We start from the raw sequence: 17,441 nt of genomic DNA on the forward strand, positions 1-17,441 counted from the left end.
TACCACATTATTTTTGCCAAACACCCAACAAAATCGATCAAAAAATGACGGTTTATTCCCTCTATTGGGGGCTATTTTAGTGACCCGCCACACAGTCAGATTATTATTCAACCAATTATGTCGTCATCTTACGGTAGTTCCGCCCATGCACGGCGATCGCACCCTCTCATGGCATGGCGTAAAAACCGCAACTACAAGGCACTCCCAAAATTTATTGAGTGTAATTGTTACAACTTCTTGTCAACCCCCTCGGTATAGAGGTATAAATAAGCTAATGACTGTTTATTCTTACCCCCCATGGACGATGACAATGTTTGAGAAAATTACCGCCGCACCGGCAGACCCGATTCTAGGCTTAACGGACGAGTTCAAAAATGACCCACGCGCAGAGAAGATTAATCTGGGTGTTGGCATCTATAAAAATGAAGCGGGCAACACACCAGTATTAGCCACCGTCAAAAAAGCAGAAGCCATTCTGCTAGAGAAAGAGACAACCAAATCTTATCTCAGCATTCCCGGCACTGCGGAATACGGCTTGGCTGTTCAACAACTGTTGTTCGGTGCGGATTCTCCTGTCATCTCATCAACACGCGCTTTCACGGCACAAGCACCTGGTGGTACAGGGGCACTGCGTGTTGCCGCTGAATTTATCAAGCGCCAACTCGGTGATGTGAAAGTCTGGATCAGTAACCCAACGTGGGCAAACCATAACGGCGTGTTTGCGGCGGCAGGTCTTGAAACCGCGCAATACACTTACTACAACGCTGAAAACAAAGACATGGATTTTGCCAGCACCCTCGCTGATCTGAATCAAGCCTCAGAAGGTGATATCGTTTTGCTTCACGGCTGCTGCCATAACCCAACCGGTATCGACCCGGATGCCGCGCAATGGCAACAACTGGCTGACCTGTGTGTAGAGAAAAAACTGCTGCCAATGTTTGACTTCGCGTACCAAGGCTTTGCTAAAGGCGTAGAAGACGATGCACAAGGCCTGCGTATTTTCGCTGACAAGTGTGAAGAACTATTGGTTGCCAGCTCGTTCTCGAAAAACTTCGGCCTGTACAATGAGCGTGTGGGTGCCTTTACGTTGGTAGCAAGAAATAGCGAAGAAGGGACGACAGCATTCAGCCAAGTGAAGAGTATCGCGCGTGTGATTTACTCTAACCCACCGGCACACGGTGCTGCTGTTGTGACTGAAATTCTTAACGACCCTGCACTGCGTGCAGAGTGGGAACAAGAAGTCGCAGACATGCGTGACCGCATCCAAGAAATGCGCACCTTGTTTGTACAAACACTGAAAGACATGGGTGTTGACGCTGACTTCAGCTTCATTGAGCGCCAGAACGGCATGTTCTCATTCTCTGGTCTGAACAAAGATCAAGTGAATCGTTTGAAAGACGAATTTGCGATCTACATTGTTGGATCTGGTCGTATCAGTGTCGCGGGCATGACCAAATCAAACATGCAGCCACTGTGCAAGGGCATTGCCGCAGTGCTTTAATCGCGAAGCCAGCATAAGCGATTCCGCTTTAACTCAGGCTTTGACGCAAACAAATAAATAACGGGCCTCGCGCCCGTTATTTTTTGCGTGTTATTTTTACTTATCATCACGCGATTGATTGTCATCCTGTGTGTTATGCATATCGGTAGGCGCTTTGGCCTCATCGATCGTTTTATCGATGGGGGCGTTTTGTTGTAAACGATGCTCAGCCAGACTTATCGAGAGGGAGGACGTTGCAAAAAAGATCCCTCTCATATTGGTTTTCCAGCTGCTCACGCCAAGGACGTTTTGCAACAGGCACCAAATAGAACACATCGCGTGACGTGTCAGTGACAAACGCCATGTCGTGTTGCATCAGCTCATAATGAATGTCGTGAATAAACCCTAAAGAAAAGCTTTGTCGTCCCGTTAATTGATTTATATCGGCACGTGTTAGGCTCACCCCTTGATCTTCACCTGCAAAGCGATTGCGCAGCCAGTCAGAAAACTCTCTAGCACTTATCATTGTCATACACTCGCCTCCTCGTCACTCTTCCCTGAAAAACTAAAAAAATGAGAATGAGTCCATTATTAATAAGTTATAGCAGAGTTAAGACATAACGACAGAGTAATCAATCAATAGGCAAGTAAAGTACGACGGTGACGCAGGGATGAGACACAGCACAAAAAGCGTAAATCAGCGTATCGCGCAGAGAGAAAAGTAACGCTGAATAGATCAAAAATAGCAGGGAAAATGACGCGCTGAAACCCACAAAGAAAGGGAGGATGGCTCGATAAGTAGGTAAGTAATCAGTCGGTGAATAAGCAAATGAACAATTACGTTGATCAATAAATCGGCGGGAAGATAAAGATAAAAATAGAAAGAAATAGCACCCGCCCCTGCTGACACAGGAACGGGTCTGGCGGCAAACACAATCTTAGCGAAAGGTATTACTGAAAAAGGTCAGATAAACCCCAATAAGATTGGGCTTAAAGTGCTTTGTAAAGTACCTTATTGCCTGCCAGTTGGATGCGTTCAACCAAGTTTTCTTCAACCAACTTTTTCAACGCACCAGTGGCCCATGAAGCGGCTTTCGCATCTTCCTGACCCGCTTGAAGACCAATCCCTTTAGGGTTAATGCCTTCAGCATGCTGAACCACAATATCCAGCACTTGCTGCTGCTTTGGCGTCAACGCCACATTCACAGCAACTGATGCTACCGCTTCAACTGGCTTAACCGCTTCAACAACAGGTTTCGCCGCTGGAGCAGCTTTTACTGTTTCTGCAGTGGGTGCTTTTTTCACAGCAGGTTTTACTGCTGCTGTTGCTGCTACTGCCACGCCTTTTACGCGCTTTTGCAGTTTTAGCTGAACTTTACGTTTGTGAGAGATTCTCATTAAATTTCCTACTCCGTTGCACTACTTTCAGTCACCACTATCTATCGAGGTAACCTTGTGGGTTGACCCGATATATCCAGCGGGAAAAAGTAAGCGCGTGTTATACCAAGGATGTCAGAGAATTGCCAGCAAACGGTTATTTAAGCTGCAACAAAAGACGATTTTACTCAAAAAGGAGAGACGGCTTCTCATTTTCCTGAGTCTTACGCATACGCGCAAACGGCAAAGTATGTAGAAATTGAGTCAAGTTGCGGTCAAATTCAAAGAAATAGCAGAAAATACTGGATAAATAGCCATGTGCACATTATCGCTATAATACCCTGTTTTTTATCATCATCTTTCGTCAAGTGATCCCCTTCGCGATTCCACCACGTAAGCCATACTGAGAGAAGTAAAGCTGTAACAGGATACGAATAATGCATCACGAGTTAGAAACACGTTATATCAAACAGCCGCTCACCTTGGCACATGCCGGGCTGTATGCCGGAGGTTTGGTGGGGGTGATTTTAGCGGCCGTATTAGGCTTTTTCTTCCCGATGATCGCCCCGTCTGCGGTCGCGATTCTGGTATTAGTCGCCGGACTTATGGCGTTATTGGGCTACAAATATCAACAAGGGCCAGAGTTAACCTTCACCCTGACTTTTATGCATTTGCAGTTTCATAGCCACCAAGGCGGTTGGCTGGCGCGCTGGAAGAATATTGATCGTATTGCCCAAGCCAGTATCGCCAATAGTGGCTGGTACCAACCCATTCCTTGGGTCGGCATTAAACTCAAAGATTACAGCGAATTTGTCGATGCAATATGCCCGCGCGTGGCCAGTAAATTACTTATCGAACAGCGGATCTTATTAGTGATGGCGCATAAAAACATGGCCGACCCGCCCTATCAATTGGAAGACATTTTATTTGATGATAGCCCCTACATCACCCCGTCTGGGCATGTCTTCAAAGGGCTACAAGCGATGTTGGCTAACCGCATGCGCTACAACCGCACGTTTTTAGGGTATGACTTTTTCATTTCTGAAGATTTTCTCGATCGCCCTGCCGCCGATTTCGCAGGGCTCGCCCGCCGCTATCTGGCTGCCGCGTAGGCGTCCCTCCCCCCAATCGCCCAATAAACCGATCGTGGCAGCAGGGGGGAACACTTAACGCGAGACACCCACGCTGGCCTGTGCTTTTAAAAACGGCAGTAATAACAGTCCAACCGTGCCCCCAGCAATCGCAATTACGGTGAAAAAACCCGTCCAATGAAACTGCTCGACAATCAACGCTAGGGGATACCCCGCCATGGCCGCCCCCATGTAAGCAAACAGCCCAACAAAACCGGTAGCCGCCCCCGCAGAGTCTTTATGCGAGCATTCCGCCGCCGCCATGCCAATCAACATCTGTGGGCCAAACACAAAAAAGCCCACGGCAAAGAAACAGCCCGCTAACAACACATCACTGTCGATGGGCATTAACCACAATGCTGACACGGACAGGAAGATGCCAATGGCAAAAATGAGATTCATCGGGCCACGGTTACCACCAAACCAACGGTCAGACCCCCAACCCGCCACCAGCGAGCCAACAAAGCCCCCCACCTCAAACAATGACAACGCCATGTTGGCTTGTATCAAGCCGTAGCCTTTTTGCTCACTCAGGTAGAGGTTGCCCCAATCATTAATTGCGGTGCGAACGATGTAGACCAACACGTAACTGAAGGCCAATAGCCAAATGTATTTATTCCGGATCACGTATTTCACGAGGATCTCACGGTGGCTTAGGCCTTGCCCTTCACGCTCTTGCGCCAATTCCAAGTGATCCTGCCGCCATTGTCCCACCGTTGGCAGCCCCAATGTGACGGGTTTATCCCGCAGTCGCCAGCAAAGAAAGAGCCCGACAACCATCGCAATCACGCCCGGCACAATGAAGCCCATCCGCCAACTGGCGTGCAAGGTAAGGTAACCGACCAAAATCGGGATCAACGCCCCACCCACGTTATGAGCGGTATTCCAGATTGACCACCAATGGCCACGCTCTGAGCGCGAATACCAGGTTGTCATGAGCTTAGAGCACGGTGGCCAGCCCCAGCCTTGGAACCACGCGTTCAGCACCCACAAACTCATCAGTACCCATAGCGCATCGGAAAAACCAAACGCAATATTGATCACGCCAGTGGCAAACAAGCCAATCCCCATAAAATACCGCGGGTTCGACCGGTCAGACACCACGCCTGACAAAAACTTAGAGGCACCATAAGTCAGATAAAACAACGTACCCATCATGCCGATGTCGGATTTCTCCAACCCCAAATCCACCAACATGGACGGCATCGCATAGTTAAAATTCTTGCGGGTAAAGTAGAAGACGGCATACCCCACATACATGGTGAACATGATATGAAAGCGCCAGTAACGGTAGGTCTCCGCGATCTCTACTGGTGATTTTCCTGATTGCGAAGACGGTGGTGATTCTAGGGGCTGTGAGAGCGGTGAAGGGTTCATGATTACATTACCGGTAACTGAATGTGAATATCAGTGCCCTGCACAGGGGACTGCATGCGGCTCTTAATAGCGATCTGCCCACCGAGGGCTTCGACCCGTTCTTGCATGCCGCGCAAGCCAAAACCACTGGCAGAGGCTTGCATTAACGCCGCGACTGCAAACCCTTTACCATCATCACGGATCTGCACATGCACATTCTCTTTTTCGAGTACAAATTCAAGGTGTAAGGTACTGGCTTGCGCGTATTTCACCACGTTATTCACCGCTTCCTGGCACAAGCGATACACGGTCACACTCAAGGTATCACTTAACGCCTCAAACGACAGACCATCCCCCCGCCATGTGACGGTCGTGTGGATCCCGTGACGTTCGCATTCTAAATCCCGAATCAGTTGAGCGATCGCGGCTTCTAAGCCCATATCATCCAGCGTTTTCGGTCGCAGTCGCGTCAGCAGGCCTTTGGTGGTGTCATAGATGTTCAACGACAAGGCTTCAATCGTATCGGCACAATGTATACCCATTGGGGGTGTATCCACCCGCTTGATGATGCTGGCTTGGGTACGAATCGCGGTAATGTTCTGACCGATTTCATCGTGCAGTTCACGGGCGATCTCACGCCGTACTGATTCCTCCGCCGTGATCAATTGCCGGGATAAACTGTGATTACGCGAAAGTTGTAGCCGTAGCTGTTGATTGAGCTCACGCTGACGTTGAATACCCATACCGAGCAAAATGCCGGTCAGACTTTGCGCTGTCAGCGACAACAATAGATCAGTGATCGCCAAATCACTGCCGCTGCTGCGGGCCGCAATCAAGGCAATACTGTTAAATAAGGTCCCCATTAAGGCCCCCTGCCAGCCATAACGGAACGCCAACAAAATGATGGGGATAGCCAAACAGAACGGGGCAAAACGGCGAAGCTCTTCCGGTAAACCCAATTGCAGCACAATGCTGCCAATCAAGACCGCCACATACAACAATACATGGCGTACACGTAAAGACACGGGACGGGAGACCAAATCCACCGTCAGTGGTACCCACGTTTGTTGAAACAAATAGCTCCACACCAAATAGCAACTTGGCACCAACATTAACCCACCCGTCACACTAACCAGCAAAACCATCAAACCCTGTGACAGTGCCGAGGCAACCACCATGTTTAGCAATGAGGTCGCTACAATCACCGCCCCCATGACGGTCAGTCGATGCAATTGGGTACCGATGTAATGACGGTGCGCAAACCACAGCACAGGCACACTCAGTAAACTGGCCAACATGGCGATCTGCCAAATGGACTCCCCCACTTGGGACGCTAAAACAAGCAACAATAGCCACTCGGTGACGTATACGGCAGGCCAAAAACGCTTCGGGCAATGCAGGAGCACGCCCAGCCGTAACGCAAAGGGAAAAAGGAAAACGGCTAATTCAGGATCAAGGGTAAAATAGGTGGCAATCACCCACAGGCAAAACCACCCACAGGCCAGCAGTAACCCGCCCACCAGCGATGTCACGGCAAGGTGCCGCATCAGTTCACTCCGGTCGGAAAGTCTGATTGATAATCGCTCTGAAAATGGCGAGCCAGTTCTACGTTATTCTTTGCGCCCAGTTTATCCATGGCATGGGCACGGTGAACATGCACCGTTTTATGGCTCAATCCCAAGGCATTCGCGACCGCTTTCACGTCTAGCCCAGTCGCCAACATTTCACTGATCTGACGCTCACGCTTGGTCAATTGCGATACCGACGGCACGGTTTTCGCCGTTGAGGCCAATTTCAGGGCAATATCCGGCGTCAGGTAACACCCTCCGGCCGCTGCGGTGCGTACTGCTTGCACCAACTCGTCCGGACTGCAACGTTTGCTCAGGTAGCCACGCGCGCCCATTTCTAAGGCTTTTTCGACCATCCCTGGAGAATCATGGACGCTCAACATGATGGTGGCGAGTCCGTCGGGTAGATCCGCCAACAAAGACAGACCGCTTTCATCCGGCATCGAGATATCAAGAATGCACACTGACGCTTGGCTCCCCGGCAGGCCCTGTCTCGCGGCTTTCGCCGAGCCAAACTCACCCACTACCGTCATATCGTCTTCCAGTGTCAGTAATTGCGCAAAACCAGAGCGTACGATGATGTGGTCATCGACCAGTGCAACCTTGATCATTCTCCCTCCTCCGATCAATCAACAGCAAACAATAAGAATTAAAGCGCACAACAGCACGAAAAAAAGAGCAATAAACTACCTGCTCTCTTTCCCACAGACAAGCATGAAATATAATTAGTCAATAATGCACGGGCTGAGTGGGTATCCCGCAAGCGGGCATAAAACAGACATAAAAAAACTGCCCGTAGGCAGTTTTTTTAATGCGTCATCACGCTTTCACACCCGACTCACCAACGTTGACCTCATTTCCGTTCCGTCACGCTGTCAGCCAAATCATGCAACGTTATGCCGTCTCAAGCGCCGCCGCTTCTTTCAGCAAGCGTTTTTCTCGGCGAATTTTCTTTTCTTCCGCAATCGCAACGAACAACAGCAACACAATACATACCGCCGCTGAGGTATCTAACGCGGCAAATGTCCCTTTCCAACCCGTCAATCCAAAGATTGGCGTGCCATCGGCAATCATACCCAAGCCTAGCTTAGCAAAGCTGTCACCAATCAGGTACGCAAAGGTCCCTTTGATACCATCTGCCACACTGATGGCTTTTTTCGGTACAAAACCGACAGCAGCTACACCAATCAACAACTGTGGACCAAACACCAAGAAGCCAAGCACGAACAACGAACCTAAATACATGTACTCGCTGGTCGCGTGCTGATAGAACTCCAAGCAAAAGATGATCAACACCAACGATACACACGCCACAATCGCACGACGACCATTGGCTAAATCAGACAAGTAACCCCACATCAGGGTGCCCACTAATGCGCCCACTTCAAACAGTGTGAAGCCTGAAATGGCGGTCTCTTTTGACAAACCCAACTCTTGGTATGCATAGACGGTTGACCACTGATCAATACCGATACGTACGATGTACAAGAAGATATTGGCAAAACACAGCAGCCAGATAATCTTATTCTTCAATACGTATTCCATGAAGATCTGGCGCTTGGTCATCTGTGTTTCTTCTGCGATAGCGTCTTCTTCGCTGATCGCTTCGTCAAACAACTCTTCTGCTTTACCCAAGCCGTACGCTTCCGGTGAGTCGCTACCAAAACGCAGACCAATAAAACCGACAACCAATGCAATGATCGATGGGAAGATAAACATGCCGATCACATGGCCATCAAACAGGTAGTTTGCACCGAATAACGCGACACCTGCGGCACCCGCACCGCCCACGTTATGGGACATATTCCATAAACCCAGGTAGGTCCCGCGCTTGTTACGCGGCGTCCATTTGGTAATGGTGGAATAACTAGAAGGCCCACCAGTACTTTGGAAGAAACCGCTTAAACCGTAAAACGCGACCATCATGAACAAGCTGGCACTCGTGCCACCCATGCTGGCACTGAAACCTAACATCGCAAGGCCAGAAAGAATCAGCATGAAAGGCAAAAATTGTTTGGTGTTCTTTCCGTCAGCGTAATAAGAAACAGCCGTTTTACCGATCCCGTACGTGATCGAAAAACCCAGACCAATCAAACCCAGATCCGTCATCGACAACCCATAGGTTTCGATCATGTCATTTTGAGCAACATTAAAGTTTTTACGGATCAAGTACATGGTCATATAGCCAATGAATACAACCAAATAGGATTGTAAGAAGGGCTTAAACCACATTTTACGGCGTTCTTCGACAGGCAGATCCAGTGTCGGTTTTCTTACCTGATCTAACAGTTTTAACATGTGAAACCTCAGTCATCTCTTGACACAGTGAGCCGGAAAACGGCTCATCGCTGGTCATCATCTGGGTCAGCAGGTTCAAAAATGGGAATGATGAAGACCATTGGCGAGAGAGACTAAAGCAAGGTGATGTGTCTGGCTTGAGAACCAGGCTTAGGAAAACTAGGAATAATTCCTAGATTGAGCGGGCTCAGTAGAAAAGCGTGAAAGTAATCACAAAAATCACACTATGTGTCTGCGTTACATACACAAGCGCGCCCTGTTACCAAACAGGGCGCATTGTTCACAGACTCAGCACGAAATCCCCATTTGCTTGGCAAGGCGATACACATCGTAATTCCCGCGCAAATCCAACCCCGTGTCACGGTTCTCATTGTTGTCAGAAAGCACTTTAAAGTTATCTTTGCTGGTGCGACTAAAATGCCCTTCATCGAGATAACGTTCTTGAATGATTGTCACTTTGCCGCCGTAATGTTGTTGCCAGTACAGCAAGCCAGCACCGTGGTCCCAATGCAATTTCAACCGGCGTTGAAACTCTTCTTCACTGGGGCAGTTCGGATGGAACGCCCACCCTTGCCACATACTGCAGCCTTTATCGAAAATATCTTGGCTAGCACCACGTGTGATGCACCCTGCTAATTCAAACAACTTCTCTTGCTTTGAAAACAGCTTTTGCATCCACTCAAAACGGAGCTTCGTCAGGTTAGTCATGGCAATCTCACCATCGGGCAACGCTTTAAACAACGCGGACAGCTTGGCCATTTTCTCGGGTTTAACGAGCAAGTCCGAATGGAAAAACGCCAGCCTCGGGGCAAATAAATGGATAAAATCGAGCGGGATGTGCATATAAAAAATAGGGAGATTTAAGCCTTGGTTGAAATCCACCAAAATGCTTTCTTTGAGGAGTTTTGTCGGCGGCTTGGCTCTGGGATCATAACCGACAATAGGCGTCCACCCCGCTTCAACGACCATCTTTTGCTGCACGTAGGCCCAATCTTCGTCCACGCTCCAGACTAACCAAGGGTATTCCACCCCTTCCAGCGCCTTTTTCCACCCCGATGCCGCTTGATAAAAACACTCAGCCGTAGGCATATCATCGAACTGCATGTTCAATGCCCGCAGTGCGCGCCAATTGGCATTACCCAAACGTTTCAGCAAACGATCTTGATCAGAAAACATGGTGCGAATGTTTTCATCTGCATTCACATCGTTGTTTTGATTGACAATATTATCTTTCATATACTGGGGAATAGGCATAATAAATCCTTTTATGGGTGGACAAAATAATTATAGTTAAGATTTTTTTATCTACCGCAAAACAACCTATTCCTGCGCAAGGTAAAGAAAAAGACATCACGTCACATCAAATTGGAGGGAGATAATAAAGGCTTTTATACGGCGTTATCCGCAATTTGTATCAAGGTCTTTCGATAGTCTACAGTCTATTTAGGACAGAAAAAGGATGTGAGCGATRCGAAAAATTGTTTGGGTATATTGGGAAAATATCAATCCAAAAGTAAAGGAACCGGCTTATATCACCTTGAGCCGCTGGACCATGCTCAACAACCTCAGCGACTGCATGGTCATTTTCGTCAACCCTGACAACATTGAAAAATATTTACCGGGTATCAACCAGTTAGTTGATGGTATTGAAGTGGAAGTCCGCGGTCGATTAGACCGATTCTGTCGCCATTTCACGCCCTCTAATCGGAAAAACATTGCGGTAAAATGTGATGTAATTCGCTCGCTGCTGCTTTACTATTATGGCGGTGTTTATCTTGATGCGGATGCGATTGTACTGGATGATTTTAATAAGTATTTTGATCTTCTTGAACAGCATCAATTCATCATCCCTCAGCGTCAATCGCATAATAAAGATCACATGAGTATTAGCTTTTATGGTAGTACCGCAAAAGGCAAGATCATTACTCTGTATACTCAAGCGATAAAACAACGACTGAGTCAAAATAAAGAAGTGGCGTACAATGAGTTAGGTGCAGGGATGCTCACGCCGATCGTAAAAGCCCATCAAGACGCCGCCTACATTTTTGATGAAAGCGAAACACAACCTATCACCTATGAAAATTCCGTTTCCCATTTCTTAAGCACGGACCTCAACCCTGAGGACATTTTGCCCAAAGAGCAAATCATCTTCATGTTGTTCAATGACCCCTTTCAGGGTGAGATGAAAAATATCTTAATTCAGGATCTTTATCATTCCGATATGCTGATCAGCAAAATATTCCGCAAAGCCATTCCCGAAGAGGCCTTCAATCATTTACTTCGTGGCAACGGTTTGGCCGTGTCGACGTAATAAACCTATGCAATAAAAACAGGGACCATACCCGGGATCATAGAGACAAAAACAATCAAGCCTTGCATTGCGCAAGGCTTGATGAGTATTCCAGCGGTTTATATCGCTTAATACAGTGGCATTTCGTCTGCAACAAAGGGGTTAGAGGCACGCTCTTGGCCAAACGTTGAAACAGGACCGTGACCCGGAATGAAAATCACTGCATTGCCCAACGGCCACAGCTTGCCTTTAATGGAATTGATCAATGTCTGGTAGTCCCCTTGCGGGAAATCAGTACGACCCACGCCACCTTTAAACAATACATCACCCACAAACGCCACATTAGCGTCCGCGCTGTGCAATACCACGTGACCCGGTGTATGACCCGGCGTGTGCAGTACAGACAACGTCTGCTTACCCACGGTCACCGTTTCACCATCATTCAGCCATTCGGTCGGCTCAAAGGCTTCTGTCATTGGGAAACCAAACATTTCACTTTGACGAGGTAACCCCTGCAGCCAAAACGCATCGTCTTTATGCGGACCAATCACAGGAATAGAAAACTCTTTCGCTAATGGCGCGGTGCCACCCACGTGATCCAAATGACCATGGGTTAAGATCAGCTTGGTCAATGTTAAACCCAGTTGCTGCACTTTTTCTTTCAGGAGATCGATATCACCGCCGGGATCGACCATCGCCGCTTCCATGGTTTCATCACACCAAATTATGGAACAGTTCTGCTGAAACGGAGTAACAGGGACAATTTCAAATTGGAGACTCATTCACTTTTCCTAAGATTGCAGTTCTGCCCGCAGGATACCACAGCCACAGGCGGAAAAGCCAAAACGACAAAAGCCGGCGTCCTCTGCAAACGCAGATGACACCGGCTTGAATAAATGGGTGTTTTTGTCACTTCACGCCGAGGATCGGGCCGTGAATAGGTCTAACCATTCCAACGACGAACAGGACCGGTATCAATATGCACAAAACCACTGCGCGGGTAATAACCCACTCCGCCAATGCGTAATTCTTGCGCTGCACGACGAATGCGAGACAAAGAAACGCCTTCCAAATTGAAGTCTATCGCTTGCCCCTTCATATGGTAGCTTTTCTTTGCCACGCCGCCGGTTTTACGCAACGCTTGGTTTGTGGCTGGCGAGCGGTAACCGGAAATGATCCGCACTTGGCCTTTATGGCCTAAACCGGCCTGAATTTCGGTAATGGCATCAAATAAGCGGCGATCGATCTTGGCCACTTCATTACGCCGAAAATCACGGCATAGATAGTTCATTTTTTGCAGTTCCGCTTTCAGATACTGCTTGCCATCAAAATACTCTGTTTCCAAATCTTCATTGGTATGAATGTTACTCAATGAAATCTGACGTGGTGTGGCAGCACGGTACGGGCTCGCCAACGCCCAGCTCGGCAGTAAACTCGCACCCAGCGTTAATCCGCCAGCAAGCAAAATCTGGCGACGCTTGTAGTTAATTTCAGACATAGTTCAACAATAACCAATTCATCGCAATACGCGGACTTTCCCCTAACAAGCACAATGGCTTGTCCGCAAACGAACTCACGATAACGTTCAGTTATTGTTCAGTCAAACAATGACACCCCCTCTAACTGTTGCTTATTTGGGCAAACCCCGCCTAATTATTGACTCGCAAGCATTTTATTCACTGTAAGAATATGTAAATAATTCTTTATTTTGCGACTGGGCTATAATTTTGTCGTAGTCATACACATCCGCGCGGTAATTCACCAACCCTTGGTTATCCACCCAAGCGGTCTGATAAATCAAATGCACCTGCACTTTATGCTGCAAACCCACTGTCTTGGTTTTCGTACGCGATTTCAGTGCATTCACGCGGCGCTCTGGTACACCGGAATGATTCAGTAACACCATTGCCAACACGTCAGCCTGCTCGACACGTACACAGCCCGAACTGAATGCCCGTGTTTCTTTGGCAAACAAGCGCTTTCCAGGGGTGTCATGCAAATAAATCGCTTCATCATTGGGCATGYTAAATTTAAAACGCCCTAACGCATTGCGGTTACCCGGTTTTTGACGTAGGCGGTATGGGAAAGACTTGGCATTCACAATACGCCAATCAATGGTGTGAATCGGGATTTGCTCTGAATTGTTCCAACTGCGGATCACCGCAAAACCATTGCGGTGTAAATAACTGCGATCACGTTGAGCTTTTGGCAATATATCCTTTCGCATGATAGACATCGGCACATTCCAGTACGGATTAAACACCACTGAAGCGACGTTCGTGCTCATCACCGGTGTGCGTCTGCTTGGACGTCCGACAATCACTTTACTGTCAAAGACATGCTGATTATCCAACCACAGGTTCATTTCATAATTAGGGATATTGACGATCAGCATCGACGCCGAACTCTGCCACATACGTGTGCGTTGGGCATTAAGCGCCAATACGCGTATACGCGCCTGAGGTGAGAGCGACAACCACTGCCGTGTTTGTGGACCAATCGCCCCGTCCGCTTTCAAACCATGGCGGCGCTGGAAACTTTTCACAGCATTGGCTAAATCAATATTGTACGTACGCACACCGGCTCTACGAATTTGATCGGCTTCAAAGTCACGTAAATCCCCCAGATTTTCCAACAAGGTGATCAGCGCATCGGGATCACGCAACCGTGTCCCTAAACGAATGATCCCACGCTGATAAAACGCAGGCCAACGTTGATTCGCCACTTGCTCAAGGGACTCAATCGCCAATAACAATTGGGTGAATTTTTCATCATTGGGTTGTAACCCTTCCACCCAGTGGCGCAGTTGCTCTCGCTCAATGGCACTGTACAACCCCGCCATCGCAGACGTCGAAGGTAATGGCAAACGCGCATCAACCCCTTCTCCGAACAACCATTGCTTACCGTGCGTGGGCAGTCCTTCAACGTAACTCATGTACGCAAACAAGGTATCCGTCGCGAGCAAATCATACTGCCGCCAATCATTGCTGTTTTTGTAACGCTGTAAGAGTGAATAACGTTGGCTGAAATCACGACTGACACTGGAGAGCACCAATAAACGCAATTGTTGTTCAAACGCATTGGCCGTGAAACTGTCTTGCCAAAGCGGAACAAATCCGATGCCGTGATACACCTCGGCTAACTGATCCACATAACGAATGGCAGAAATGTCATTCGCGACTTCGTGGATCCACTGGCGGGCTTTTTCCTGTTGAAGCCGGGTTTCAGAAAACTGATCTTCTAACTCAGCGCGAGTAGATAACGGCTGAACGGGTTCTAGCTCATTGGCCAAGGCGACCGATGAAGCGGGGATGGCTAGTGCGGTGACTAGTACGGTGACTGAGATGAGGCCAATAGAACTGCGCGTGGTCATTGCCAACTGACTCCTCATTGCCATTATTATCATTATGGCAAATTCGATGAATAACGGACTAACTTTAGCCGTCTCTATCAGCTGATTCTGTTTCAAATTTTAAATTCGGCGCGATCTCTCACCAAGTCACGCACCAAAAATGAGACACTTGCTCAGGCGCCAATGCCGGCTCGCTCGCCAACTAAATAATATTCCAATGATTATCCCACATCACGGTACTTTGTATCACTTGCGGTGAGCCCGCGACGGCAGTCGTCACTATTTTCCCACTCCCGCTACTCAACCACCATTGCCCTTGATTGGCACTCACACCCGCCACGTCTGTCAACGGACGAAGTTCAACCAAGGTGCCGGTTGCAACATGCCAAATACCGTAACAATTGCCCCTTGGCGAGGTAGCGAGCACATAGCCATCATGACAAGCGACACTGGCAATATAGTGCTGGAACCGTTGCCACTGCGCCTCTTTGGCTTGCAAAGGGCGGAGTGGTTCACCGCGCTGATGTACCGCAATCAAGGGCAACGTAATCAACGAAGGCGTGACAGACTCGTTCTGACTCTCGTCTGCGCGTTGCGTCAATGACGATATTTGAGGGTCACCCCGGTATTGCTGGCCACACACCACTTGCCCATTCGCTGTGACGCTTAAATGGCGAATGCTCCACCGGTGATCCGGTAACGTGGCACGCTCTTCCACGGCACCAGTATGGCGATTCACATACACTAACGCTGGTTGCATGGTATTCAGGTTTAACGGGGTGCGCCCTTGCGTATGCACACCGCCTACAGCGATGGCCAACGTATGTGCATCGGCCAATATCACCTCATGCGGGCCGATACCGATTGACGACCATTCAGCGGCTTTTGTCAGCCGAGGTATACCGGATGACTCAGGGGCACCTTGCTCAACACGATATACCCCAATCACCCCCTCGCTCGTCGCCGTCACGCCTTCGGAGGCATACAACCACTGACCATCCGGTGAAAACACACCATGCCCATAATAATGCCGTCTGCTGTCTGCCTCATAACAGCTCCCTGCCTGCCCAGAGCGCACATCCACCAGCTGAATAAACTGCCCCGGTCGACGAGCAAACACCGCAGCCAGCGTGCCGTTAGGATGAATAGCAATACCATGTCCACGTGCGGGTAGCGGAAATTGGTGAAGACGTTGACCAGTACTGTCCGCGACAACAGCGGCAAAACGTCCCTCGCTATCTCGATCATAAGAATAACGACAGCAGCCGATCATGCGTGTCGCAGAAGCCGGTGTCAAAGGAGGCGATGTCGAATGCGCCACAGTCGAGGTGAAAGCTGACTCGGGTACACTCTCGGGCAAACAACCGGACAAACTCCCGATCGACGCTAATGCCCCGCCCCCTAATGCGCCTTTTAACAGTCGACGCCTTGTCTGATCAGTCACCATCGGTCGCATTAAACCCCATCACAATGCCTAACGACGGCGCGACATCATCGTGCAACGCCAATTGAATGTACTCCAGACCGTTGTATAAATTCAGTAACTCGCGGTATCCAGCGCGGGTCTTCAACATCACCGCCATTGACGGCTCTGCAGGCCAATCCGCCAATAATGCTTCAAAGCGAAGGGCGATCCGATCTGCCGTTTGCCCCTCCCCCTGCTGACGCAGCAAGGCGTCCAAACCCACTGCCGTCCCAACGTTTACATCAGAGAAACCGATGCTATCTGCACGTAACGTCTTGCCCAAATACCACTGTTGCAACGCCATCACGCTGGCTTTTAAATGCCGCATCGAGGTGCCGGAACGCCACGCTTCCGTCTGATAAGGCTTCGGGTATCCGGGCTTACCGAGTGGCATGGTGAGTTTCTTGACCGTACGATCCAACTGATTATTCAGTGCGCCGACATATATACCCAGCACCCTCTTTTCGGACAGGTTTTTCCATGGATTGACTTGCCATACCGCCTGCAAAGACTGACCCGTTTGTGCCAAATGCTGACTAATGGCGGTCGCTAACTGGCAACCGTTTGGTGTTTGCAACGCCTTTGGTTGATCATACAGAAACCATTCCAGCGCCCCCAAGCCCTGCACGGCCACGCTGGCCTGAGCCACATCCTCAACGCCCTCTGATTGTTCTTTTTTTAGCCACTGTGTTAACTGTCTGCCAGTGGTGTTTTTCTTATCCGGCCAAAATTGAATGTGCCAACTTAATGCTATTGCGGCTTCATCCCCTTTATCTCGCCCTTGCAGGGTCATCCAGGCGGTCATGGTGTCTCGCCAAGCCTGTTGCATGGGTAAGAAGGGGGATAAGGTTTCGTTATCTGCATCCCTTTGGCAATACACCGTTACGGTATAGGCCAACCTCTGGCTGGCTTGTGCAAACGCCGACGCGCCTTGATAAGATTGCTGCCACATCACGGTAGACAACGCCGTGTGATCGGCAGATGACGCTTTTTGTGCCGTCGTTAGCGAAAACGGCTCACATCCCGCCAACAGCAAGGTAAGCCCAGCACACACCCATGCCTTGTTCTGACATCGGCAAACCTTACTCTGAATGCCGTGAAGAATAGACGTCACCATCATGCTCT

At 49.0% G+C, this 17,441-nt stretch carries 15 protein-coding genes; 3 read left to right on the plus strand and 12 right to left on the minus strand.

From position 1 onward, the window contains the following. Positions 1–310 precede the first annotated feature (310 nt). Positions 311–1,501, plus strand: coding sequence for an amino acid aminotransferase (locus L4C36_RS03320; RefSeq protein ID WP_428476362.1), 1,191 nt, complete (start codon positions 311–313; stop codon positions 1,499–1,501). Positions 1,502–1,706: 205 nt separating this feature from the next. Here the strand turns inward: L4C36_RS03320 and L4C36_RS03325 are convergent, their stop codons facing one another. Both L4C36_RS03325 and L4C36_RS03330 read right to left on the minus strand, forming a co-directional pair. Continuing rightward, positions 1,707–2,012, minus strand: a complete 306-nt coding sequence (locus tag L4C36_RS03325; protein WP_428476363.1) for a hypothetical protein — start codon at positions 2,010–2,012, stop codon at positions 1,707–1,709. A gap of 458 nt (positions 2,013–2,470) precedes the next feature. Beyond that, positions 2,471–2,878 carry a MarR family transcriptional regulator gene (locus L4C36_RS03330; RefSeq protein WP_428476364.1) on the minus strand — a complete coding sequence of 136 codons (408 nt, stop codon included), beginning with the start codon at positions 2,876–2,878 and terminating at the stop codon, positions 2,471–2,473. Between the two features lie 416 nt (positions 2,879–3,294). On the opposite strand from L4C36_RS03330, the gene L4C36_RS03335 reads away from it, so the two are divergent. Further along, positions 3,295–3,969, plus strand: coding sequence for a DUF2982 domain-containing protein (locus L4C36_RS03335; RefSeq protein ID WP_428476365.1), 675 nt, complete (start codon positions 3,295–3,297; stop codon positions 3,967–3,969). Between the two features lie 54 nt (positions 3,970–4,023). Here L4C36_RS03335 and L4C36_RS03340 read toward each other — a convergent pair whose 3' ends face one another. The 5 genes from L4C36_RS03340 to L4C36_RS03360 form a co-directional block, all read right to left on the minus strand. Next, entirely contained in the window at positions 4,024–5,364 is a 1,341-nt protein-coding gene (locus L4C36_RS03340; protein WP_428476366.1) for an MFS transporter, read from the minus strand. A 2-nt stretch (positions 5,365–5,366) separates the two neighbouring features. Beyond that, positions 5,367–6,890, minus strand: a complete 1,524-nt coding sequence (gene uhpB / locus L4C36_RS03345) for a signal transduction histidine-protein kinase/phosphatase UhpB (protein WP_428476367.1) — start codon at positions 6,888–6,890, stop codon at positions 5,367–5,369. Continuing rightward, positions 6,890–7,522, minus strand: coding sequence for a response regulator transcription factor UhpA (uhpA, locus tag L4C36_RS03350; RefSeq protein WP_428476368.1), 633 nt, complete (start codon positions 7,520–7,522; stop codon positions 6,890–6,892). Before uhpA ends, uhpB begins: the two co-directional genes overlap by 1 nt. Before the next feature lie 283 nt (positions 7,523–7,805). Beyond that, positions 7,806–9,209: a hexose-6-phosphate:phosphate antiporter UhpT gene (gene uhpT / locus L4C36_RS03355; RefSeq protein ID WP_428476369.1), complete on the minus strand. Its 1,404-nt coding sequence runs from the start codon at positions 9,207–9,209 to the stop codon at positions 7,806–7,808. A gap of 288 nt (positions 9,210–9,497) precedes the next feature. After that, a complete protein-coding gene (locus L4C36_RS03360; protein WP_428476370.1) occupies positions 9,498–10,463 on the minus strand; it encodes a hypothetical protein in 966 nt (321 codons plus the stop codon). Positions 10,464–10,686: 223 nt separating this feature from the next. Between L4C36_RS03360 and L4C36_RS03365 the strand changes: the two genes are divergently transcribed. Further along, complete coding sequence (locus L4C36_RS03365) at positions 10,687–11,520, plus strand: glycosyltransferase (protein ID WP_428476437.1); 834 nt, start codon at positions 10,687–10,689, stop codon at positions 11,518–11,520. A 107-nt stretch (positions 11,521–11,627) separates the two neighbouring features. Here L4C36_RS03365 and L4C36_RS03370 read toward each other — a convergent pair whose 3' ends face one another. The 5 genes from L4C36_RS03370 to L4C36_RS03390 all read right to left on the minus strand — a co-directional run bounded on the left by L4C36_RS03370 (position 11,628) and on the right by L4C36_RS03390 (position 17,436). Continuing rightward, complete coding sequence (locus L4C36_RS03370) at positions 11,628–12,281, minus strand: MBL fold metallo-hydrolase (RefSeq protein WP_428476371.1); 654 nt, start codon at positions 12,279–12,281, stop codon at positions 11,628–11,630. Between the two features lie 161 nt (positions 12,282–12,442). After that, positions 12,443–12,997, minus strand: coding sequence for a peptidoglycan L,D-endopeptidase MepK (gene mepK, locus L4C36_RS03375; RefSeq protein WP_428476372.1), 555 nt, complete (start codon positions 12,995–12,997; stop codon positions 12,443–12,445). 174 nt (positions 12,998–13,171) lie between these two features. Next, positions 13,172–14,872 carry a L,D-transpeptidase family protein gene (locus L4C36_RS03380; RefSeq protein ID WP_428476373.1) on the minus strand — a complete coding sequence of 567 codons (1,701 nt, stop codon included), beginning with the start codon at positions 14,870–14,872 and terminating at the stop codon, positions 13,172–13,174. Between the two features lie 181 nt (positions 14,873–15,053). Beyond that, complete coding sequence (locus L4C36_RS03385) at positions 15,054–16,307, minus strand: DUF1513 domain-containing protein (protein ID WP_428476374.1); 1,254 nt, start codon at positions 16,305–16,307, stop codon at positions 15,054–15,056. Then, entirely contained in the window at positions 16,288–17,436 is a 1,149-nt protein-coding gene (locus L4C36_RS03390) for an imelysin family protein (RefSeq protein ID WP_428476375.1), read from the minus strand. Before L4C36_RS03390 ends, L4C36_RS03385 begins: the two co-directional genes overlap by 20 nt. Between the last annotated feature and the right edge of the window lie 5 nt (positions 17,437–17,441).

The organism is Photobacterium japonica (assembly GCF_050337005.1).
GTDB classification, from domain to species: Bacteria; Pseudomonadota; Gammaproteobacteria; order Enterobacterales; family Vibrionaceae; genus Photobacterium; species Photobacterium japonica.